Genomic DNA, 17,547 nt, shown 5'->3' with positions numbered 1-17,547 from the left:
TGTTATTGTGATTCGCGATGTAAAATTGTCTTAAACACACCTGACAGGAGTAAGTAATGTCCAAACAACAGATCGGCGTCGTCGGTATGGCAGTGATGGGGCGCAACCTGGCGCTGAACATCGAAAGCCGTGGTTATACCGTCTCCGTTTTCAACCGCTCCCGTGATAAAACTGAAGAAGTGATTGCCGAGAATCCAGGCAAAAAACTCGTTCCTTTCTATACGGTTCAGGAGTTTGTTGAATCCCTGGAAACGCCTCGTCGTATCCTGTTAATGGTGAAAGCAGGCGCTGGCACCGATGCTGCCATCGACTCCCTGAAGCCCTATCTGGAAAAAGGCGACATCATCATTGATGGCGGCAATACGTTCTTCCACGACACCATCCGTCGTAACCGTGAACTTTCTGCTGAAGGATTTAACTTTATCGGTACCGGCGTATCCGGCGGCGAAGAGGGTGCGCTGAAGGGCCCATCCATCATGCCTGGCGGCCAGAAAGACGCTTACGAGCTGGTTGCGCCAATCCTGACTAAGATTGCTGCCGTTGCGGAAGATGGTGAGCCATGTGTGACCTATATCGGTCCGGACGGAGCGGGTCATTATGTGAAGATGGTTCACAACGGTATCGAATACGGTGATATGCAGCTGATCGCAGAAGCCTACTCACTGCTGAAAGGGGGTCTGAACCTTTCTAATGAAGAGCTGGCAGAAACCTTCACCGACTGGAACAACGGCGAGCTGAGCAGCTACCTGATCGACATCACCAAAGACATCTTCACCAAGAAAGATGAAGAGGGTAAATACCTGGTCGACGTGATCCTCGATGAAGCGGCGAACAAAGGTACCGGTAAATGGACCAGCCAGAGCTCCCTTGATCTGGGCGAGCCACTGTCCCTGATTACTGAATCCGTCTTTGCACGTTACATCTCTTCCCTGAAAGAGCAGCGTGTTGCGGCTTCTAAAGTGCTGACGGGTCCGCAGCCTAAACTGGCCGCTGATAAAGCCGAATTTATCGAGAAAGTCCGTCGCGCACTGTATCTTGGCAAAATCGTCTCTTACGCTCAGGGCTTCTCACAGCTGCGAGCTGCGTCTGACGAGAACAACTGGGATCTTAACTACGGCGAAATCGCGAAGATCTTCCGTGCCGGTTGCATCATCCGTGCCCAGTTCCTGCAGAAAATCACCGATGCCTATGCAGAAAACGCGAGCATCGCCAATCTGCTGCTGGCACCTTACTTCAAGCAGATCGCTGATGATTACCAGCAGGCGCTGCGTGACGTCGTTGCTTACGCTGTACAGAACGGTATTCCGGTGCCAACCTTCTCCGCTGCTGTTGCCTATTACGACAGCTATCGTGCTGCTGTGTTGCCTGCCAACCTGATCCAGGCGCAGCGTGACTACTTCGGTGCGCACACCTATAAGCGTACTGATAAAGAAGGTGTATTCCACACCGAGTGGCTGGATTAATCTGATTTAACTCAGTTACGTAGCGAAGCCCGGTGAATATCACCGGGCTTTTTTTATGCGTAATCCCCTGCATTGCCTCGCCTGATTCATCCGACAGGCTATACTGCAGCATAAATCACTGAAATTATGCCTTTCTGCAGCCAGCCATTCGCCTTGACATCAACTCGACATACGAGGTAAAAACCCCAAAAGTTGCTTAATGCGGTGGGGCGGTCGTCGCTCCCGGACACTTAATTTAAAGAAGTTAACTCAATGAAAATAACAATCTCCGGAACAGGTTATGTGGGTCTCTCTAACGGGATCCTGATTGCACAGCACCACGAAGTGGTCGCGCTGGATATCGTGCAGGCCAAGGTTGATATGCTCAACCAGAAGATCTCTCCAATCGTGGATAAAGAGATTCAGGATTACCTGACTAACAAGCCATTAAACTTCCGGGCCACTACTGATAAAGTTGATGCCTACAGTGGTGCGGATTTTGTCATCATTGCGACACCCACTGATTACGATCCGAAAACCAACTATTTCAATACTTCCAGCGTTGAGGCGGTAATCAAAGACGTGACGGCGATTAACCCAGATGCCGTGATGATCATTAAATCAACCATTCCAGTTGGTTTCACGCAGTCAATCAAAGAAGAGCTGGGTATCGATAATGTCATTTTCTCCCCAGAGTTTCTGCGTGAGGGCAGGGCATTGTACGATAACCTGCACCCATCCCGTATTGTTATCGGTGAGCGCTCAGAGCGTGCGGAACGCTTTGCTGCGCTGCTCCAGGAAGGCGCAATCAAACAGAATATTGATGTGCTGTTCACGGATGCGACAGAAGCTGAAGCCATTAAACTCTTTGCTAACACCTATCTGGCTATGCGTGTTGCCTACTTTAACGAGCTGGACAGTTATGCAGAGAGCCTGGGGCTGAACACGCGTCAGATCATCGAAGGCGTCTGCCTGGATCCGCGTATTGGCAACCACTATAACAACCCATCCTTCGGTTATGGTGGCTATTGCCTGCCGAAAGACACCAAGCAGCTGCTGGCCAACTATCAGTCCGTACCGAACAACTTAATCTCTGCCATTGTGGATGCGAACCGCACGCGAAAAGACTTCATCTCCGACTCCATTCTGGCGCGTCAACCGAAAGTGGTAGGTGTATACCGCCTGATTATGAAGAGCGGCTCGGATAACTTCCGTGCTTCTTCCATTCAGGGGATTATGAAGCGTATTAAGGCGAAGGGCGTCCAGGTAATTATTTATGAACCGGTGATGAAAGAAGATGAATTCTTCCATTCACGCGTGGTTCGCGATCTGGATGCCTTCAAGAAAGAAGCGGATGTGATCATCTCCAACCGAATGGCAGAAGAGCTCTCTGACGTGGCGGAAAAGGTCTATACCCGCGATCTTTTTGGCAGCGACTGATTATTCTGTATAAAAAAAGCCCGGCGATAATTCCGGGCTTTTTTTTAAACCTTGTAGAAGTCGCGATACCAGTCAACGAAATTCTTCACGCCTTCTTTCACCGACGTCTGTGGCTTAAAGCCGATAACCTCATACAGTGCGGTAGTGTCCGCGCTGGTCTCCAGCACGTCTCCTGGCTGGATCGGCATCATGTTTTTATCCGCTTCGATGCCCAGGGCTTCTTCCAGCGCCGTGATGTAATCCATAAGCTCAACGGGTGAGCTATTACCGATGTTATAGACGCGATAAGGTGCGGAGCTGGTGGCCGGAGAGCCAGACTCAACTGTCCATTCACTGTCTGCCTGAGGGATCACATCCTGCAGGCGAACAATCGCCTCGGCGATATCATCGATGTAGGTGAAATCGCGCTTCATCTTACCGAAGTTATAAACATCGATGCTCTTGCCTTCCACCATGGCTTTGGTGAACTTAAACAGCGCCATATCCGGACGCCCCCATGGGCCGTATACGGTAAAGAAGCGCAGACCTGTAGTTGGCAGCCCATACAGATGGGAGTAAGTGTGCGACATCAGCTCGTTGGCTTTTTTGGTCGCGGCGTAGAGCGATACCGGGTGGTCAACGGAATCATCGGTCGAGAAAGGCATTTTACGGTTCAGGCCGTAAACTGAACTGGAGGATGCGTACAGCAGATGCTGCACTTTATTGTGACGGCAGCCTTCCAGCACGTTCAGATGGCCGACCAGATTGGCTTCTGCGTAAGCATGAGGATTGTCCAGGGAGTAGCGTACGCCTGCCTGCGCAGCGAGATGAATAACGCGATCGAATTTTTCATCCGCGAAGAGCGCGGCCATGCCTTCACGGTCAGCCAAATCCAGCTTACGGAAGGTGAAGTTCGCTGTTGGCAAAAGATCAAGACGCGCCTGCTTCAGGTTCACATCGTAATAGTCATTGAGGTTGTCGATACCTACAACCTGATGCCCGGCTTCCAGAAGCCGCTTGCTGACATGTGCGCCGATAAAACCCGCTGCGCCAGTGACCAGAAATTTCATAACTGTCCTCATCTGTGACTTATCATGTCCGGTGCGTTAAATACCGGATTTGGGGTATGATAACGCGATGCGCAGGGTTACCAAACATCATATTTTCGATATCGCTCATCGGATTCCTATAGATAATCCGGAAACAATCGATAAACTATATCCCAAACTTTATTCTTTGCGCTTATTTGCATTCTAAGGACTATATGATTCACAACAACAATAACGTGGTCGCGCGCAGCAGTGACCCTGAGCAGATTGATTTGATTGATCTTGTTGTCCAGCTGTGGCGGGGGAAATGGATCGTTGCGGCGTTTATCGTTATCGCAGTGATTCTTGCTGGTGTATACCTGGCGTTTGCCAAAGAGAAGTGGACATCTACTGCTATTATCACCCAGCCTGATGCCGCCCAGATTGGCGGCTACAGCAATGCGCTGAATATTCTTTATGGTGCTAATGCGCCGAAGCTGACGGATATTCAGGATAGCGTGATCACCCGCTATAACGCCTCTTTCTCGGCGTTATCCCAGACGCTGGAAAACCAGGATATCCCTGAAAAACTGATGATTGAGCAGTCGGTCAAGGGGCAACCTTTGCCCCTGAAAATCAGCTACGTAAACGGTTCTGCTGAAGCGGCGCAGAAGCAGGTGGCACAGTATATTCAGCAGGTAGATGAGCAGATTCAAAAAGAGCTTGAAGTTGACCTCAACGACAACATCAAGCAGCAGGTTGCGACCCTGAAGGACGTACTGGGGAACCAGGAAACTATCGCTCAGGAGCAGAAAGACCTGCGTATCCGCCAGATTACGGAAGCGCTGAAGTATGCCGAAGCTGCAAACATTACGACCCCTAAAATTCAGCAGACTCAGGATGTGACCCAGGAAACGATGTTCCTGTTAGGTACCGAAGCGCTGCAATCCATGATTGCCCACGAATCTTCGCGTCCCCTGACGCTCTCGGACAGCTACTACCAGAACAAACAGAAACTTCTCGATATTGAGAAGTTGAAAATCGACCCGGCATCAATTCATGCCTATCGTTACGTCATGAAGCCAGACCTGCCGATTCGCCGTGATAGCCCGAAACGCTCAATCGTACTGATCCTTGCCGTACTGCTCGGCGGCATCATCGGCTCCGGCGTGGTATTAGGCCGCAACGCGCTGCGTAACTATAACGCCAGAGCCTGATACAGGTTCAATAGCTAAAAAAAAACCGGGTTTCCCCGGTTTTTTTATTTGTGTCGCTGACGTAGATTTTCAATCACCGTTGTTAAATCCAGATCCTGATCCTGAAGCAGCACCAGCAGGTGATACATCAGGTCAGAGGCTTCATTCGTCAGCTCGGCCCGGTCGTTCACGGTGGCGGCCAGGGCTGTCTCCACGCCTTCTTCCCCAACCTTTTGTGCGATACGCTTGGTGCCGCTGGCATAGAGTTTCGCAGTGTAGGAGCTTTGCGGGTCAGCGGTTTTGCGTTCCGCCAGCAGTTGCTCCAGCTGATACAGAAACAGCCACTGATGGCTGGTATCGCCAAAGCAGCTGCTGGTGCCCAGATGGCAGGTTGGCCCGATTGGGTTAACCAGTACCAGCAGCGTATCGTTATCGCAGTCCGGGGTGATGCTCACAACGTTCAAAAAATGACCGGAGGTTTCGCCCTTGGTCCACAGACGCTGTTTGGTGCGCGAGAAGAAGGTTACTTTGCCGCTGTCGATGGTCTTCGCCAGAGCGTCCTGATTCATATAGCCCAGCATCAGCACTTCGCCGGACACCGCGTGCTGCACCACCACCGGCATCAGGCCGTCGGTTTTTTCCCAGTCCAGCTGCGCACGTTGTTGCTCTGTTAACATACCCTGATCTCCACGCCCTGATTCGCCAGGAACGATTTTAACTCACCAATATTGATAATTTGCTTGTGGAACACCGAGGCCGCCAGCGCGCCGTCCACATCGGCATCGCGGAAGGCTTCCAGGAAGTGCTCCATCGTGCCTGCGCCACCCGAGGCAATCAGCGGCACATGGCAGACGGCGCGTACTTTTTTCAGCTGCGCCAGGTCATAGCCGTTACGCACGCCGTCCTGGTTCATCATATTCAGTACGATCTCTCCCGCGCCACGCTTCTGCACTTCCTGCACCCAGTCCAGCGTCTCCCACTGAGTCACGCGGGTACGGCTCTCATCGCCGGTGTACTGGTTAACGTGGTATTTGCCGGTAGCCTCGTCAAACCAGGTATCGATCCCGACTACAATGCACTGCACGCCAAACCGGTCCGCCAGGTGGGTAATCAGCTCAGGGTCGGCCAGGGCAGGGGAGTTAATGGAGATCTTATCCGCACCGAAGGAGAGAATTTTTGCCGCATCGTCCGCCGATTTGATCCCGCCCGCCACGCAGAAAGGAATGTCGATCACTTCCGCGACGCGCGCGACCCAGCTTTTATCCACCACGCGTCCGTCGCTGGAGGCGGTGATGTCATAAAAGACCAGCTCGTCAGCGCCTTCTTCCGCATAGCGTTTTGCCAGCGGAACGATATCACCGATGATTTCGTGATTGCGGAACTGCACGCCTTTTACGACCTGACCATCACGCACGTCGAGACAAGGAATTATCCGTTTTGCCAGCATTGAATCGCCTCCGTTACAGTAAATTTCTCTTCCAGCAGGGCGCGACCAACGATAACCCCACGAACGCCAGTACCGCGCAGGGCCGCGATATCATTCAAATCACCAATACCGCCTGAAGACTGGAACGCCACCTGCGGATAACGGGCGCAAACCTCTTCGTACAGCGATACGTTTGAGCCCGCCAGCGTGCCGTCACGGGAGATATCGGTGCACAGAACGTGCTTAAGTCCTTCAGGCAGATAGAGATCCACCAGGGCTTCCAGCGTCACGCCGGAATTCTCCTGCCAGCCGCTGACCGCAACCTGTTTTTGTCCCTGGTCATCGATACGCACGTCCAGCGCCAACACCAGCGCGTCGGCACCGAAGCGTCTGAACCAGCCTTTTACCGTATCCGGATCTTTCACCGCGGTAGAACCTACCACCACGCGCGCCACGCCCGCGTCGAGCAGCGCCGCCACGTCCTCTTCTGTGCGCACGCCGCCGCCAACCTGTACCGGCACGTTAACGCCCGCGACCAGTTTTTTCAGCAGCGGGATCTGACGTCTGGCCGGATCTTTCGCCCCGGTAAGGTCAACCAGGTGCAGCACTTCAGCGCCCTGCGCGGCATAGTCCTGCAGTCGGGGCAGCGGATCGTTACCATAGTCGCGCTGCTGGCTGTAATCGCCCTGGTGCAGACGGACAACCGTGCCGTCGATTAAATCTAAAGCGGGAATAATCATCACATCTCCAGGAAGTTTTTCAGCAGCTGCGCGCCTGCGGCACCGGAACGCTCCGGGTGAAACTGCACGCCATAGAAGTTATCTTTCTGTACGGCGGCAGTGAAGGGCTCGCCGTAATGGCACTGGGCAATAGTATGGGCGTTAACCGGCATCGCGTAGCTGTGCACGAAATAGAAGTACGCCCCGTCCTCGATCCCGCGGAACAGGCGATCGCCCGCTTTCGGATAAACACGGTTCCAGCCCATATGCGGCAAGGGCAGACCGTGATCGATCATCTTAGGCACATCTTCATCGATGATACCCAGCAGATCCACGCCATTAGACTCTTCACTGCGTCGGCCCAGCAGCTGCATCCCCAGACAAATCCCCAGCACCGGCTGGGTACAGGCTTTAATCAGCTCGACCAGCTCACGCTGATGGATCTGATCCATCGCTGCCTGCGCCGTTCCGACGCCGGGTAAAAAGAGTTTGCTGGCGCGCAGGACCACATCCGGATCGCGGCTGACCAGCGGGTCGTAACCGTGGCGGGCAATGGCGGATTTCACGGAGTTGAGGTTGGCGCAACCGGTATCAAGGATCACCACGTTCATTACAGCACTCCTTTCGACGACGGCAGCGTATCGCCTTCCACGCGAATGGCCTGGCGCAGGGTGCGGCCAAAGGCCTTGAACAGGCTCTCCACGCGGTGGTGATCGTTCTTACCTTTGGTTTTCAGGTGCAGCGTCAGGCCCATGGCGTAGGAGAGGGAGCGGAAGAAGTGCTCAACCATCTCGGTGCTGAGGTCGCCTACACGCTGGTAGGTAAAGTCGGCTTTGTATTCCAGGTGTGGACGGCCGGAGATATCCAGCGCGCAGCGGGCAAGGCATTCGTCCATTGGCAGCACAAAACCAAAGCGATTGATCCCGCGCTTGTCGCCCAACGCCAGCTTCAGGGCTTCGCCCAGTGCCAGGCCGGTATCTTCCACGGTGTGGTGATCGTCAATGTAGAGATCGCCTTTTACGCCGATCTCCATGCGGAATCCGCCGTGGGTGGCGATCTGATCCAGCATATGATCGAAGAAGCCGACGCCGGTGTGGATCTTGCTGCCACCCTCGCGATCCAGCCATACCTTCACGTCAATCTGCGTCTCTTTGGTGTTGCGCTCAACGTGAGAGAAACGGTCGCGCCTGGTCAGCTGCTCACCAATCATCGCCCAGTTGAGGGACTCGCGGTTGTAGCGCAGGCCAGCAATGCCCATGTTTGTGGCCAGCTCAATGTCGGTGGCGCGATCGCCAATCACGTAGCTGTTCGCTTTATCCAGTGCCGATTCGGCGAGGTACTGCTCAACCAGCTTCACTTTCGGCTTACGGCAGTCGCAGTTATCAGCGGGTAAGTGCGGGCAGATCAGCACTTCATCAAACGCCACGCCCTGGGAGGTCAGGATCTGCATCATCAGATCGTGCGGGCCGTCAAAATCGGCCTGTGGGAAGCTGTCGGTACCCAGGCCGTCCTGGTTGGTGATCATCACCAGCTTATACCCGGCTTTCTGCAGCTTCAGCAGCACCGGAATGACGTCGGCTTCAAACGCCAGCTTGTCGAAACGATCGACCTGAAAATCCGTGGGGGGTTCCGAAATGATGGTGCCGTCACGATCAATAAAGAGGTACTTCTGGCTCATACTTTCTCCGCATTCAGGGCGTCGATAACGCGCTGGCTCTCTTCCCGGGTGCCCACGGAGATACGTAAGCAGCCACTCAAAGAGGGTTGTTTGTTCTGGTCTCTAAGGATAATGCCCTGATCCCACAAAGATTTAAAGACTGCACTCGAGGCGGTGAAGCGCGCCAGAATATAGTTGGTTTCTGAATCGAATACCTGCTCCACGCAGGCGATGTTTTTCAGCGCACTGACAAGATACTCGCGCTCGGAAACGATCTGCGCCACGCGACCGCGCATGGCGGTAATTCCCGCTGGCGAGAGGGCCTGGGCAGCGATATCCGCCACCGGCGTCGAGAGCGGATAAGGCGCAATCACCTTCATCAGCAGGTCGATTACCTCTTTGTTTGCCAGCGTAAAGCCGCAGCGTAACCCGGCGAGGGCAAAGGCTTTTGACAGGGTACGCAGGATAACCAGGTGTGGATATTCCGCCAGCCAGCCGGCCAGCGTCGCCTGCGGGCAAAACTCAATATAGGCCTCATCGGCAACCACCAGGGCTTTACCGCGGGTCATCTCCAGCAGGGCGCGAATGTCCTGCGGATTAATCAGCTGGCCGGTGGGGTTATTCGGGCTGCAGACAAACACGACCTTCACGCCGTCAAGATTATCGGCGATACCCTGCAAATCGAGCTGCCAGTTCTCCAGAGACGGCACCTTGCGCTGCTCAACGTTGAACGTTTCGGCGCTGACGCTGTACATCCCGTAGGTTGGCGGGCAGTAGAGCACGGCATCCTGACCCGGTTCGCAAAAGGCACGGATCAGCAGTTCGATACCTTCATCCGCGCCGCGACTCACCAGCACCTGCTCCGGTTGCACGCCAGCATAGGCCGCGTAGTTCTCGATTACCGCTTTGGGCTGACACTCCGGGTAGCGGTTCAGCGTCTGCTGGGTCAGCTCAAAGGTAACAGGCGTCGGAAATTCGTTGGCGTTTAGCCAGACATCACCATTGCCCCCCAGGCGGCGGGCAGACTGATACGGGGTCAGGGCGCGGACGTTCTCGCGGGCTAACTCTTCAATGTTCATGCTTGCTCCTTCAGGGCGGCAACGCGCAGCGTCACGGCATTTTTGTGGGCGGTCAGACGTTCGGCGGCGGCCAGGGTTTCAATGGTGGCGGCCAGGCTGGCAAAGCCCTCCCGGGAGAGCTCCTGCACGGTCATGCGCTTCTGGAAATCCGCCAGCCCCAGGCTGGAGCAGGTCGCGGTATAACCGTAGGTTGGCAGCACGTGGTTGGTGCCCGAGGCGTAATCGCCTGCGGATTCCGGAGACCAGTCGCCGAGGAATACCGAACCGGCGCTGGTGATGCTGTCGACCAGTTCACGGGCGTTGCGCGTCTGAACGATCAGGTGCTCAGGGCCATACTGGTTAGAAATGGCGATGCACTGGTCCAGATCCCGCGCCACAATCAGGCGGCTGGCTGAGAGCGCCTGACGGGCCGTTTCTGCCCGGGGCAGATCCGCCAGCTGGCGTTCCACGGCTTCGCCCACGCGTTTTGCCATATCGGCATCCGGCGTGAGCAGGATCACCTGTGAATCCGGGCCGTGCTCGGCCTGCGAGAGCAGGTCAGAGGCCACGAAATCCGGCGTCGCGCCGCTGTCGGCAATGACCAGCACTTCCGACGGACCGGCCGGCATATCGATGGCCGCACCGTCCAGCCGCTGGCTGACCTGGCGCTTGGCTTCGGTGACGAACGCATTGCCAGGGCCGAAGATTTTATCCACTTTAGAGATGGACTCGGTACCCAGCGCCAGAGCGGCAATGGCCTGCGCGCCGCCCACTTTGAATATCTCCTGCACGCCGCACAGCTGTGCCGCATACAAAATTTCATCGGCTATCGGCGGCGGAGAGCAGAGCACCACCTTCCGGCATCCGGCAATCCGCGCCGGGGTGGCCAGCATCAGCACGGTGGAGAACAGTGGCGCAGAACCGCCGGGAATATACAAACCCACCGAATCAACCGGGCGGGTCACCTGCTGGCAACGCACACCTGGCAGAGTTTCCACATCCACAACGGGCAAACTTTGTGCGCGGTGGAAGGTGTCGATGTTGTTGACCGCCACCGCCATCGCCTGCTTGATGTCGTCGCCAAGACGGTTACATGCGTCAGTGATTTCCTGCACGCTCACCTTCAGCGCGCCAACGTCGGTTTTGTCGAACTTCGCGCTGTACTCCCGCAGGGCATCGTCACCACGGTTTTTTACATTGTCCAGAATCTCCGCCACGGTGCGGGTTATGCTCTCCGAGGCGGAGATTGCCGGGCGCATCAGCAGGTCGCGCTGTTGCTCTGCGCTACAGGTGTTCCAGTCGATAACGGTGTTAAAGGTCATGGGGGTTACTCCATCATCTTCTCGATGGGCAGCACCAGGATAGAGCTGGCGCCCAGCGCTTTCAGTTTTTCCATTGTTTCCCAGAACAGGGTTTCGCTGCTGACCATATGCATCGCCACGCGCTGCTGATCCCCTGCCAGCGGCAGAATGGTTGGGCGTTCTGCGCCCGGCAGCAGGGCGATCACTTCATCCAGACGTTCTGTTGGGGCGTGCATCATGATGTACTTGGATTCGCGCGCCTGGATCACGCCCTGGATACGGGTCAGCAGGCGGTCAATCAGCTGCTGCTTGGCTTCCGGCATTTCGCCGTCGCGCTGGATCAGGCAGGCTTTAGAGCGGTAGATCACTTCCACTTCGCGCAGGCCGTTCGCTTCCAGGGTCGCGCCGGTGGAGACCAGGTCGCAAATCGCGTCAGCCAGACCGGCACGCGGTGCCACTTCGACAGAACCATTGAGCAGGCATGACTTAAACTGCACGCCCTTCTGATCGAGGTAACGCTTCAGCAGGTGAGGGTAGGAGGTGGCGATACGCTTACCGTTCAGCCCGGCCGGGCCATCCCATGCTTCATCAGCCGGAGTGGCCAGCGACAGGCGGCAGCCGCCGAAGTCCAGACGACGCAGCGTGAAGTAACGCGGATCTTCACCCTGCGCGCGGCGGGTCAGGAGCTCTTCTTCCAGCACGTTTTCACCAATAATGCCCAGATCCACCACCCCGTCCATCACCAGGCCCGGAATGTCGTCGTCACGCACGCGCAGAATATCAATCGGCATATTCTCTGCCAGCGCAATCAGGCGCTGGGTGTGCAGGTTGATTTTTATGCCGCAGCGCGCCAGCAGTTCGCGGGAATCGTCGCTAAGACGACCTGATTTCTGCATAGCTATGCGTAAACGTGAATTATCTAACATTGTCGGTTCCTCGTGATCCTGTTGTAACTTGCCTGAATACGGTCCAAAAAAAAGCCCCCGGAAGGTGATCTTCCGGGGGCTTTTTCTTGCGTTCATGCACCACTGGAAGATCTAACTGTCTTCCAGCACACATCGCCTGAAAGACTAGTCAGGATGATGGTGATGATGGTGGTGTTTAAATTGAACGCGTGTCATAAAATTCTCGATGAATGCTTATTCATGTGATGTCGTTTAACCTAAACCACTTGCGCTACATAAAGCAAGGGCTTTTTTTTATCATTAAATGATTTCATATTGGCGCTATCAATTGTCAGTTCCGCGTGGCTGGCGTAGCCTTACAGCAGAGGCGTAAAAGTCAGGAGAAAACGCATGAAAAAGGTCGCAATTGTCGGTCTGGGATGGCTTGGAATGCCGCTGGCCATGTCGTTACAGGCACGGGGCTGGCACGTTACCGGCAGTAAAACCACCGCAGATGGCGTCGAAGCGGCGCGAATGTGCGGCATCGAGAGCGTTGAATTACGTCTGGAACCGGAGCTGGTGTGCGATGCCGATGACCTGGATGCCCTGATGAATGTGGATGCGCTGGTCATCACGCTGCCGGCGCGTCGCACCGGTCCGGGTGAAAACTATTATCTGCAGGCGGTACAGGAAATTGTCGACAGCGCCCTGGCGCATCATATTCCGCGCATTATTTTCACCAGCTCAACCTCGGTATATGGCGATGTCGAAGGCGCCGTCAAAGAGAATATGCCCCGCCAGCCGGTAACGGCCAGCGGACATGTATTAAAAGAGCTGGAGGACTGGCTGCATAATTTGCCCGGCACTCAGGTGGATATATTACGCCTTGCGGGGCTGGTGGGGCCTGGTCGTCATCCGGGACGTTTTTTTGCCGGAAAATCAGCGTCAGATGGGCAACATGGCGTTAATCTGGTCCATCTGGAGGATGTTATTGGCGCGATTACTCTGCTATTGCAGGCTCCAAAGGGCGGGCACATCTATAATATATGTGCGCCCTCTCATCCAGCACGCAGTACATTCTATCCGGCGATGGCCCGTCAGCTTGGTCTGGCGCCTCCGCACTTTCACGATGCCCCCGGAGAGGGGAAGGGCAAACTGATTGACGGGAACCGCATCTGTCATGAACTGGGATTTGAGTATCTCTTTCCCGATCCGCTGGTTATGCCAATGGAGTAATGCCGCTGGCGGAGCGTAAGCGCACCACAAGGGGGTGAGCATGAAACCGCTGCTGGATGTTCTTATAATCCTTGATGCACTGGAAAAAGAGGGGAGCTTTGCTGCGGCGTCGGCGAAGCTCTTTAAAACGCCCTCCGCCCTCAGCTACACCGTCCACAAGCTTGAAAGCGACCTTAATATTCAGATCCTCGACCGTTCCGGCCACCGGGCGCGCTTTACCCGCACCGGGAAAATGCTGCTGGAAAAAGGGCGGGAAGTGCTGCATTCAGTGCGCGAGCTGGAAAAGCAGGCCGTTAAGCTGCATCAGGGGTGGGAGAATGAGCTGATTATCGGCGTAGACGACACTTTCCCCTTTTCTCTGCTGGCGCCGCTGATTGAAGCCTTTTATGAGCGACACAGCGTGACCCGGCTTAAGTTTATCAACGGCGTGCTGGCGGGTTCATGGGAAGCCCTGGTGCAAGGCCGGGCGGATATCGTTGTTGGGGCGTTACATGAACCCCCCCAGCTCAGCGACTTTGGTTTTGCCTGTCTGGGACAGCTGGAACAGGTGTTCGTGGTTGCACCGCACCACCCTTTAGCGCAGGAGCCGGAGCCGGTTAACCGTCGCGTCATTAAAAGCTACCGGGCCATTGTGGTCGGTGACAACGCCCTGCCAGGTTGCTCGGCCTCATCGCAGCTGCTCGACGATCAGGAGGCTATTACCGTCTTCGATTTTAAAACCAAGCTGGAGCTGCAAATAAGCGGCTTAGGTTGCGGTTATCTGCCGCGCTATTTAGCCCAGCGTTACATTGAAAGCGGAGCGTTAATTGAGAAGCAGGTCGTGGCCCAATCCAGTTATGACTCCGTGTGGATAGGCTGGAATGAGCAGACCGCCGGGCTTGCGAATGCATGGTGGCGGCAGGAAATTTTAGCAAATAGTGCTATCGCTGCCGTATACGCCCAAAGCGAAGCCGAGAAATCAAGCGATTAGTGTGAATTTTTTGTTTCACAAGGCCTTTGCGCTCTTGCCTTTTCGCCCTAAACCAGGGCAAAATGCGCCGCTGCAAACATATAAATAATCGACGATATAAAAGGCGTCGGTTATTTTTTTTTGCATGTAAGAAAATCATTTAAATCCAAGAGGCCGGGCTTCGTACCGGATAGATATTTACTAAAATCCGACAGTTGTTGTCGCTGAGGAAGAAAGAAATGGGGCAATCATTCGCTTACGTGGCGGTATTCACCGTAAAGGAGAATAACTATGTCGCATAACGCAACTCCAAAAACCTCTCGCGTGGAATTACGTAAAACGCTTACGTTGATTCCGGTTGTTATGATGGGCCTTGCCTATATGCAGCCGATGACGCTGTTTGATACATTCGGTATTGTATCAGGCCTCACTGACGGTCACGTTGCAACGGCGTATGCCTTTGCGCTGGTCGCGATCCTCTTTACTGCGCTGAGCTACGGCAAGCTGGTTCGCCGCTTCCCGTCCGCAGGCTCTGCATACACTTATGCCCAGAAATCCATTAGCCCGGCTGTAGGCTTTATGGTGGGCTGGTCATCTCTGCTGGACTATCTGTTCATGCCGATGATCAACATTCTGCTGGCTAAAATTTACTTCGAAGCGCTGGTGCCTTCCGTACCATCGTGGATCTTCGTTGTGGCGCTGGTGGCCTTTATGACCATCTCTAACCTGCGCAGCATCAAGACCGTGGCTAACTTCAATACCCTGATCGTTATCCTGCAGATGGGTATCGTGGCGGTGATTGTCGGTCTGATTATCTACGGTGTTTCCCACGGTGAAGGTGCAGGTACGCTGGTAAGCTCACGTCCGTTCTGGTCTGAAGGCGCGCACGTTGTGCCGATGATCACCGGTGCGACAATCCTCTGCTTCTCGTTCCTGGGCTTCGACGGTATCTCTTCTCTGTCTGAAGAGACCAAAGACGCAGAGCGAGTGATCCCGCGTGCCATCTTCCTGACGGCGCTGCTGGGCGGTGTCATCTTTATCGGCGCGTCTTACTTCCTGCAGCTGTACTTCCCGGATATCTCTCGCTTCAAAGAGCCGGACGCGTCACAGCCAGAAATCATGCTGTATGTTGCCGGTAAAACCTTCCAGTGGGGCGTGCTGATCTTCTCCAGCATTACCGTTCTGGCATCCGGTATGGCGGCGCACGCGGGCGTTTCTCGTCTGATGTACGTAATGGGTCGCGATGGCGTGTTCCCGACTCGCTTCTTCGGCTATGTTCATCCGAAATGGCGTACCCCGGCATGGAACGTGCTGCTGGTCGGTGCCATTGCGCTGCTGGCGATTAACTTCGACCTGGTTACCGCTACCGCCCTGATTAACTTCGGTGCGCTGGTGGCCTTTACCTTTGTTAACCTCTCCGTGATCTCCCAGTTCTGGATCCGTGAGAAGCGCAACAAAACCCTGAAAGACCACTTCAACTACCTGGTACTGCCAGTCTGTGGCGCGCTGACCGTTGGCGCACTGTGGGTCAACCTGGAAGAGAGCTCCATGGTTCTGGGTCTGATCTGGGGTGGTATTGGCCTGATTTACCTGGCCTGCGTGACCAAAAGCTTCCGCAACCCGGTTCCTCAGTACGAAGACGTTGCATAACGCATCCTGATCCCGGCAAGCATAGCGCCGCCGGGCAAAATAAAAAAAACCGGAGAACATCGCCTCCGGTTTTTTTATGCCCTGAACTTACACTATTTCCTGCACATACTGATACAGCGCTTTCAACAGCGCCTGCTTCTCCGCATTGCCTTCATATTCACCATAAAGCATCTCCAGCTCCTGGGCATAGGCCTGCAAATATTCTGGCGTAAAAACGTTGCGGCGATGCTGCAACCAGCGCTCCTGCTCGCTCTCATCCAGCGTGCCGGGGAAATTACGTGCGCGGTAGTTAAACATCAGCTTCCTGATGCGCTCATCCACAAAAGTGATATCCAGTGCGGGCAGGTTACGGGGATCGGTCTTTAATACGATGTTCATGGCGTTGCGGTCCGCATCGCTGAAGAACCCGTTATAAAGCTGAGCATCAACGTTCTCAGAAGGGACGAACGGCTCTGCTTCGGCAAAAATCGCCACCACTTTTTCGCGCACCTGCGGGTTCTCCCGCAGCAATTTCAGGTTAGCCAGGCAGCGCTGCCTGTCGATTCCCAGCCGATCGGCATCTTCCGGGCGCAGGGTATTGGCAGGCGCCAGCACCGGACACTTGTTAATATGCACCAGCTTCACCGGCACCGCGGCATTATCACCCAGCGCCTCTTTCGGCGTGTACAGCCGCTCACGAAGCTCGTCGCTGTCGAGCGTCAGCAGGGGGGTAATATCACCCGCCAGATCCACCATAATCACCGCGTTGCGGTTTTCCGGATGCCAGGCGAGAGGGGCGACCCAACTGGTATTGCCGCGCCAGGCGCCAAACATGCCGGAGATGTGCATCAGCGGCTTCATCTGCGGAACATCAATCAGGGTGGTTAGTTTTTGCTTGCTACGGTGGCTGAGCAGGTACTCGAACAGCTTCGGCTGCCGGGTCTTCACCAGCTTCGCCATCGCAATGGTGGCGTAAACATCCGCCATCGCGTCGTGGGCATTGCTGTGTTCAATGCCGTTCGCGCGGGTCAGATGCTCCAGGCGGAAGCTCGGCAACCCGTCGTCATTTTCCGGCCAGGCGATCCCCTCCGGGCGCAGGGCGTAACAGGCGCGCATCACGTCAAGCAGATCCCAGCGTGAATTGCGGTTTTGCCAGCTCCAGGCGTAGGGATCGTAGAAGTTACGGTAAAAAATATGCCGGGTCACTTCGTCATCGAAGCGCACGTTGTTATAGCCCACCACGCAGGTATTGGGCACGGTGAACAGATCGTGGATGCGACGGGCGAACTCTGCCTCATTGACGCCTTTCTCGCGGGCCTCCTGCGGCGTGATGCCGGTCACCATCACCGCCCCAGGCTGGGGCAAATAGTCATCGGCCGGTTTGCAGTAAAACACCTCCGGCTCGCCGATAACGTTGAAATCCTCATCGGTGCGGATAGCGGCAAACTGAGCGGGGCGATCCAGCGAAGGGCTGGTGCCAAAGGTCTCGTAATCATGAAATAAAAATGTAGGGCGCGCGGCGGAGTCAGACACCAGTAATACCATCCTGTTTATGAGTGACATCACTATGGTAAACCATCCGGCCTGGCACGCCGAAGGAAAA

18 protein-coding genes and 1 other annotated feature are annotated in these 17,547 nt (G+C 55.1%); of the genes, 7 read left to right on the top strand and 11 right to left on the bottom strand.

From position 1 onward, the window contains the following. Window positions 1–56 precede the first annotated feature (56 nt). Both gndA and ugd read left to right on the top strand, forming a co-directional pair. Window positions 57–1,463 (top strand): NADP-dependent phosphogluconate dehydrogenase, encoded by a 1,407-nt coding sequence (gene gndA, locus NB069_RS14470; RefSeq protein ID WP_250584617.1) that lies wholly within the window; start codon window positions 57–59, stop codon window positions 1,461–1,463. A 252-nt stretch (window positions 1,464–1,715) separates the two neighbouring features. Further along, a complete protein-coding gene (gene ugd / locus NB069_RS14465; RefSeq protein ID WP_250584615.1) occupies window positions 1,716–2,882 on the top strand; it encodes a UDP-glucose 6-dehydrogenase in 1,167 nt (388 codons plus the stop codon). Window positions 2,883–2,926: 44 nt separating this feature from the next. On the opposite strand, the gene NB069_RS14460 is transcribed toward ugd, so the two are convergent. Further along, a complete protein-coding gene (locus NB069_RS14460; protein ID WP_250584613.1) occupies window positions 2,927–3,931 on the bottom strand; it encodes an NAD-dependent epimerase in 1,005 nt (334 codons plus the stop codon). Window positions 3,932–4,125: 194 nt separating this feature from the next. Between NB069_RS14460 and wzzB the strand changes: the two genes are divergently transcribed. Then, window positions 4,126–5,106 (top strand): LPS O-antigen chain length determinant protein WzzB, encoded by a 981-nt coding sequence (gene wzzB / locus NB069_RS14455; protein ID WP_250584611.1) that lies wholly within the window; start codon window positions 4,126–4,128, stop codon window positions 5,104–5,106. Window positions 5,107–5,150: 44 nt separating this feature from the next. Here wzzB and hisIE read toward each other — a convergent pair whose 3' ends face one another. The 9 genes from hisIE to hisL form a co-directional block, all read right to left on the bottom strand. Next, a complete protein-coding gene (gene hisIE, locus NB069_RS14450) occupies window positions 5,151–5,762 on the bottom strand; it encodes a bifunctional phosphoribosyl-AMP cyclohydrolase/phosphoribosyl-ATP diphosphatase HisIE (protein ID WP_250584609.1) in 612 nt (203 codons plus the stop codon). Continuing rightward, window positions 5,756–6,532: an imidazole glycerol phosphate synthase subunit HisF gene (gene hisF / locus NB069_RS14445; RefSeq protein WP_250584607.1), complete on the bottom strand. Its 777-nt coding sequence runs from the start codon at window positions 6,530–6,532 to the stop codon at window positions 5,756–5,758. The genes hisIE and hisF overlap by 7 nt, the downstream gene beginning before the upstream one ends. Continuing rightward, on the bottom strand, window positions 6,514–7,251 hold the full coding sequence (hisA, locus tag NB069_RS14440) for a 1-(5-phosphoribosyl)-5-[(5-phosphoribosylamino)methylideneamino]imidazole-4-carboxamide isomerase (protein ID WP_250584605.1): 738 nt from the start codon (window positions 7,249–7,251) through the stop codon (window positions 6,514–6,516). The genes hisF and hisA overlap by 19 nt, the downstream gene beginning before the upstream one ends. Beyond that, complete coding sequence (hisH, locus tag NB069_RS14435) at window positions 7,251–7,841, bottom strand: imidazole glycerol phosphate synthase subunit HisH (RefSeq protein WP_250584603.1); 591 nt, start codon at window positions 7,839–7,841, stop codon at window positions 7,251–7,253. The genes hisA and hisH overlap by 1 nt, the downstream gene beginning before the upstream one ends. Beyond that, window positions 7,841–8,908: a bifunctional histidinol-phosphatase/imidazoleglycerol-phosphate dehydratase HisB gene (gene hisB / locus NB069_RS14430; protein WP_250584601.1), complete on the bottom strand. Its 1,068-nt coding sequence runs from the start codon at window positions 8,906–8,908 to the stop codon at window positions 7,841–7,843. Before hisB ends, hisH begins: the two co-directional genes overlap by 1 nt. Beyond that, a complete protein-coding gene (gene hisC, locus NB069_RS14425) occupies window positions 8,905–9,966 on the bottom strand; it encodes a histidinol-phosphate transaminase (RefSeq protein WP_250584599.1) in 1,062 nt (353 codons plus the stop codon). The genes hisB and hisC overlap by 4 nt, the downstream gene beginning before the upstream one ends. After that, on the bottom strand, window positions 9,963–11,267 hold the full coding sequence (gene hisD / locus NB069_RS14420) for a histidinol dehydrogenase (RefSeq protein ID WP_250584597.1): 1,305 nt from the start codon (window positions 11,265–11,267) through the stop codon (window positions 9,963–9,965). Before hisD ends, hisC begins: the two co-directional genes overlap by 4 nt. A gap of 5 nt (window positions 11,268–11,272) precedes the next feature. After that, window positions 11,273–12,172, bottom strand: a complete 900-nt coding sequence (hisG, locus tag NB069_RS14415) for an ATP phosphoribosyltransferase (protein ID WP_250584595.1) — start codon at window positions 12,170–12,172, stop codon at window positions 11,273–11,275. A gap of 45 nt (window positions 12,173–12,217) precedes the next feature. Next, window positions 12,218–12,341 (bottom strand) — a sequence feature (His leader region). Further along, window positions 12,317–12,367: a his operon leader peptide gene (gene hisL / locus NB069_RS14410; RefSeq protein WP_001364200.1), complete on the bottom strand. Its 51-nt coding sequence runs from the start codon at window positions 12,365–12,367 to the stop codon at window positions 12,317–12,319. (Overlaps the previous feature by 25 nt.) 174 nt (window positions 12,368–12,541) lie before the next feature. On the opposite strand from hisL, the gene NB069_RS14405 reads away from it, so the two are divergent. The 4 genes from NB069_RS14405 (at window position 12,542) to NB069_RS14395 (ending at window position 15,965) form a co-directional block, all read left to right on the top strand. Beyond that, window positions 12,542–13,366: an SDR family oxidoreductase gene (locus NB069_RS14405; RefSeq protein WP_250584593.1), complete on the top strand. Its 825-nt coding sequence runs from the start codon at window positions 12,542–12,544 to the stop codon at window positions 13,364–13,366. Between the two features lie 40 nt (window positions 13,367–13,406). Then, entirely contained in the window at window positions 13,407–14,336 is a 930-nt protein-coding gene (locus NB069_RS14400) for a LysR family transcriptional regulator (RefSeq protein ID WP_250584591.1), read from the top strand. A gap of 218 nt (window positions 14,337–14,554) precedes the next feature. Beyond that, window positions 14,555–14,617, top strand: a complete 63-nt coding sequence (gene yoeI, locus NB069_RS22545; protein ID WP_138370007.1) for a membrane protein YoeI — start codon at window positions 14,555–14,557, stop codon at window positions 14,615–14,617. Continuing rightward, complete coding sequence (locus tag NB069_RS14395) at window positions 14,607–15,965, top strand: APC family permease (RefSeq protein ID WP_250584589.1); 1,359 nt, start codon at window positions 14,607–14,609, stop codon at window positions 15,963–15,965. Before yoeI ends, NB069_RS14395 begins: the two co-directional genes overlap by 11 nt. An 87-nt stretch (window positions 15,966–16,052) precedes the next feature. Here the strand turns inward: NB069_RS14395 and sbcB are convergent, their stop codons facing one another. Then, window positions 16,053–17,477: an exodeoxyribonuclease I gene (gene sbcB, locus NB069_RS14390; RefSeq protein ID WP_250584587.1), complete on the bottom strand. Its 1,425-nt coding sequence runs from the start codon at window positions 17,475–17,477 to the stop codon at window positions 16,053–16,055. Window positions 17,478–17,547 lie beyond the last annotated feature (70 nt).

Origin of the sequence: Leclercia adecarboxylata (genome assembly GCF_023639785.1) — a bacterium.
GTDB classification, from domain to species: domain Bacteria; phylum Pseudomonadota; class Gammaproteobacteria; order Enterobacterales; family Enterobacteriaceae; genus Enterobacter; species Enterobacter adecarboxylatus_D.
Note: the sequence above shows the minus strand (reverse complement) of the source record. Positions and strands in the feature narration are given on the sequence as shown.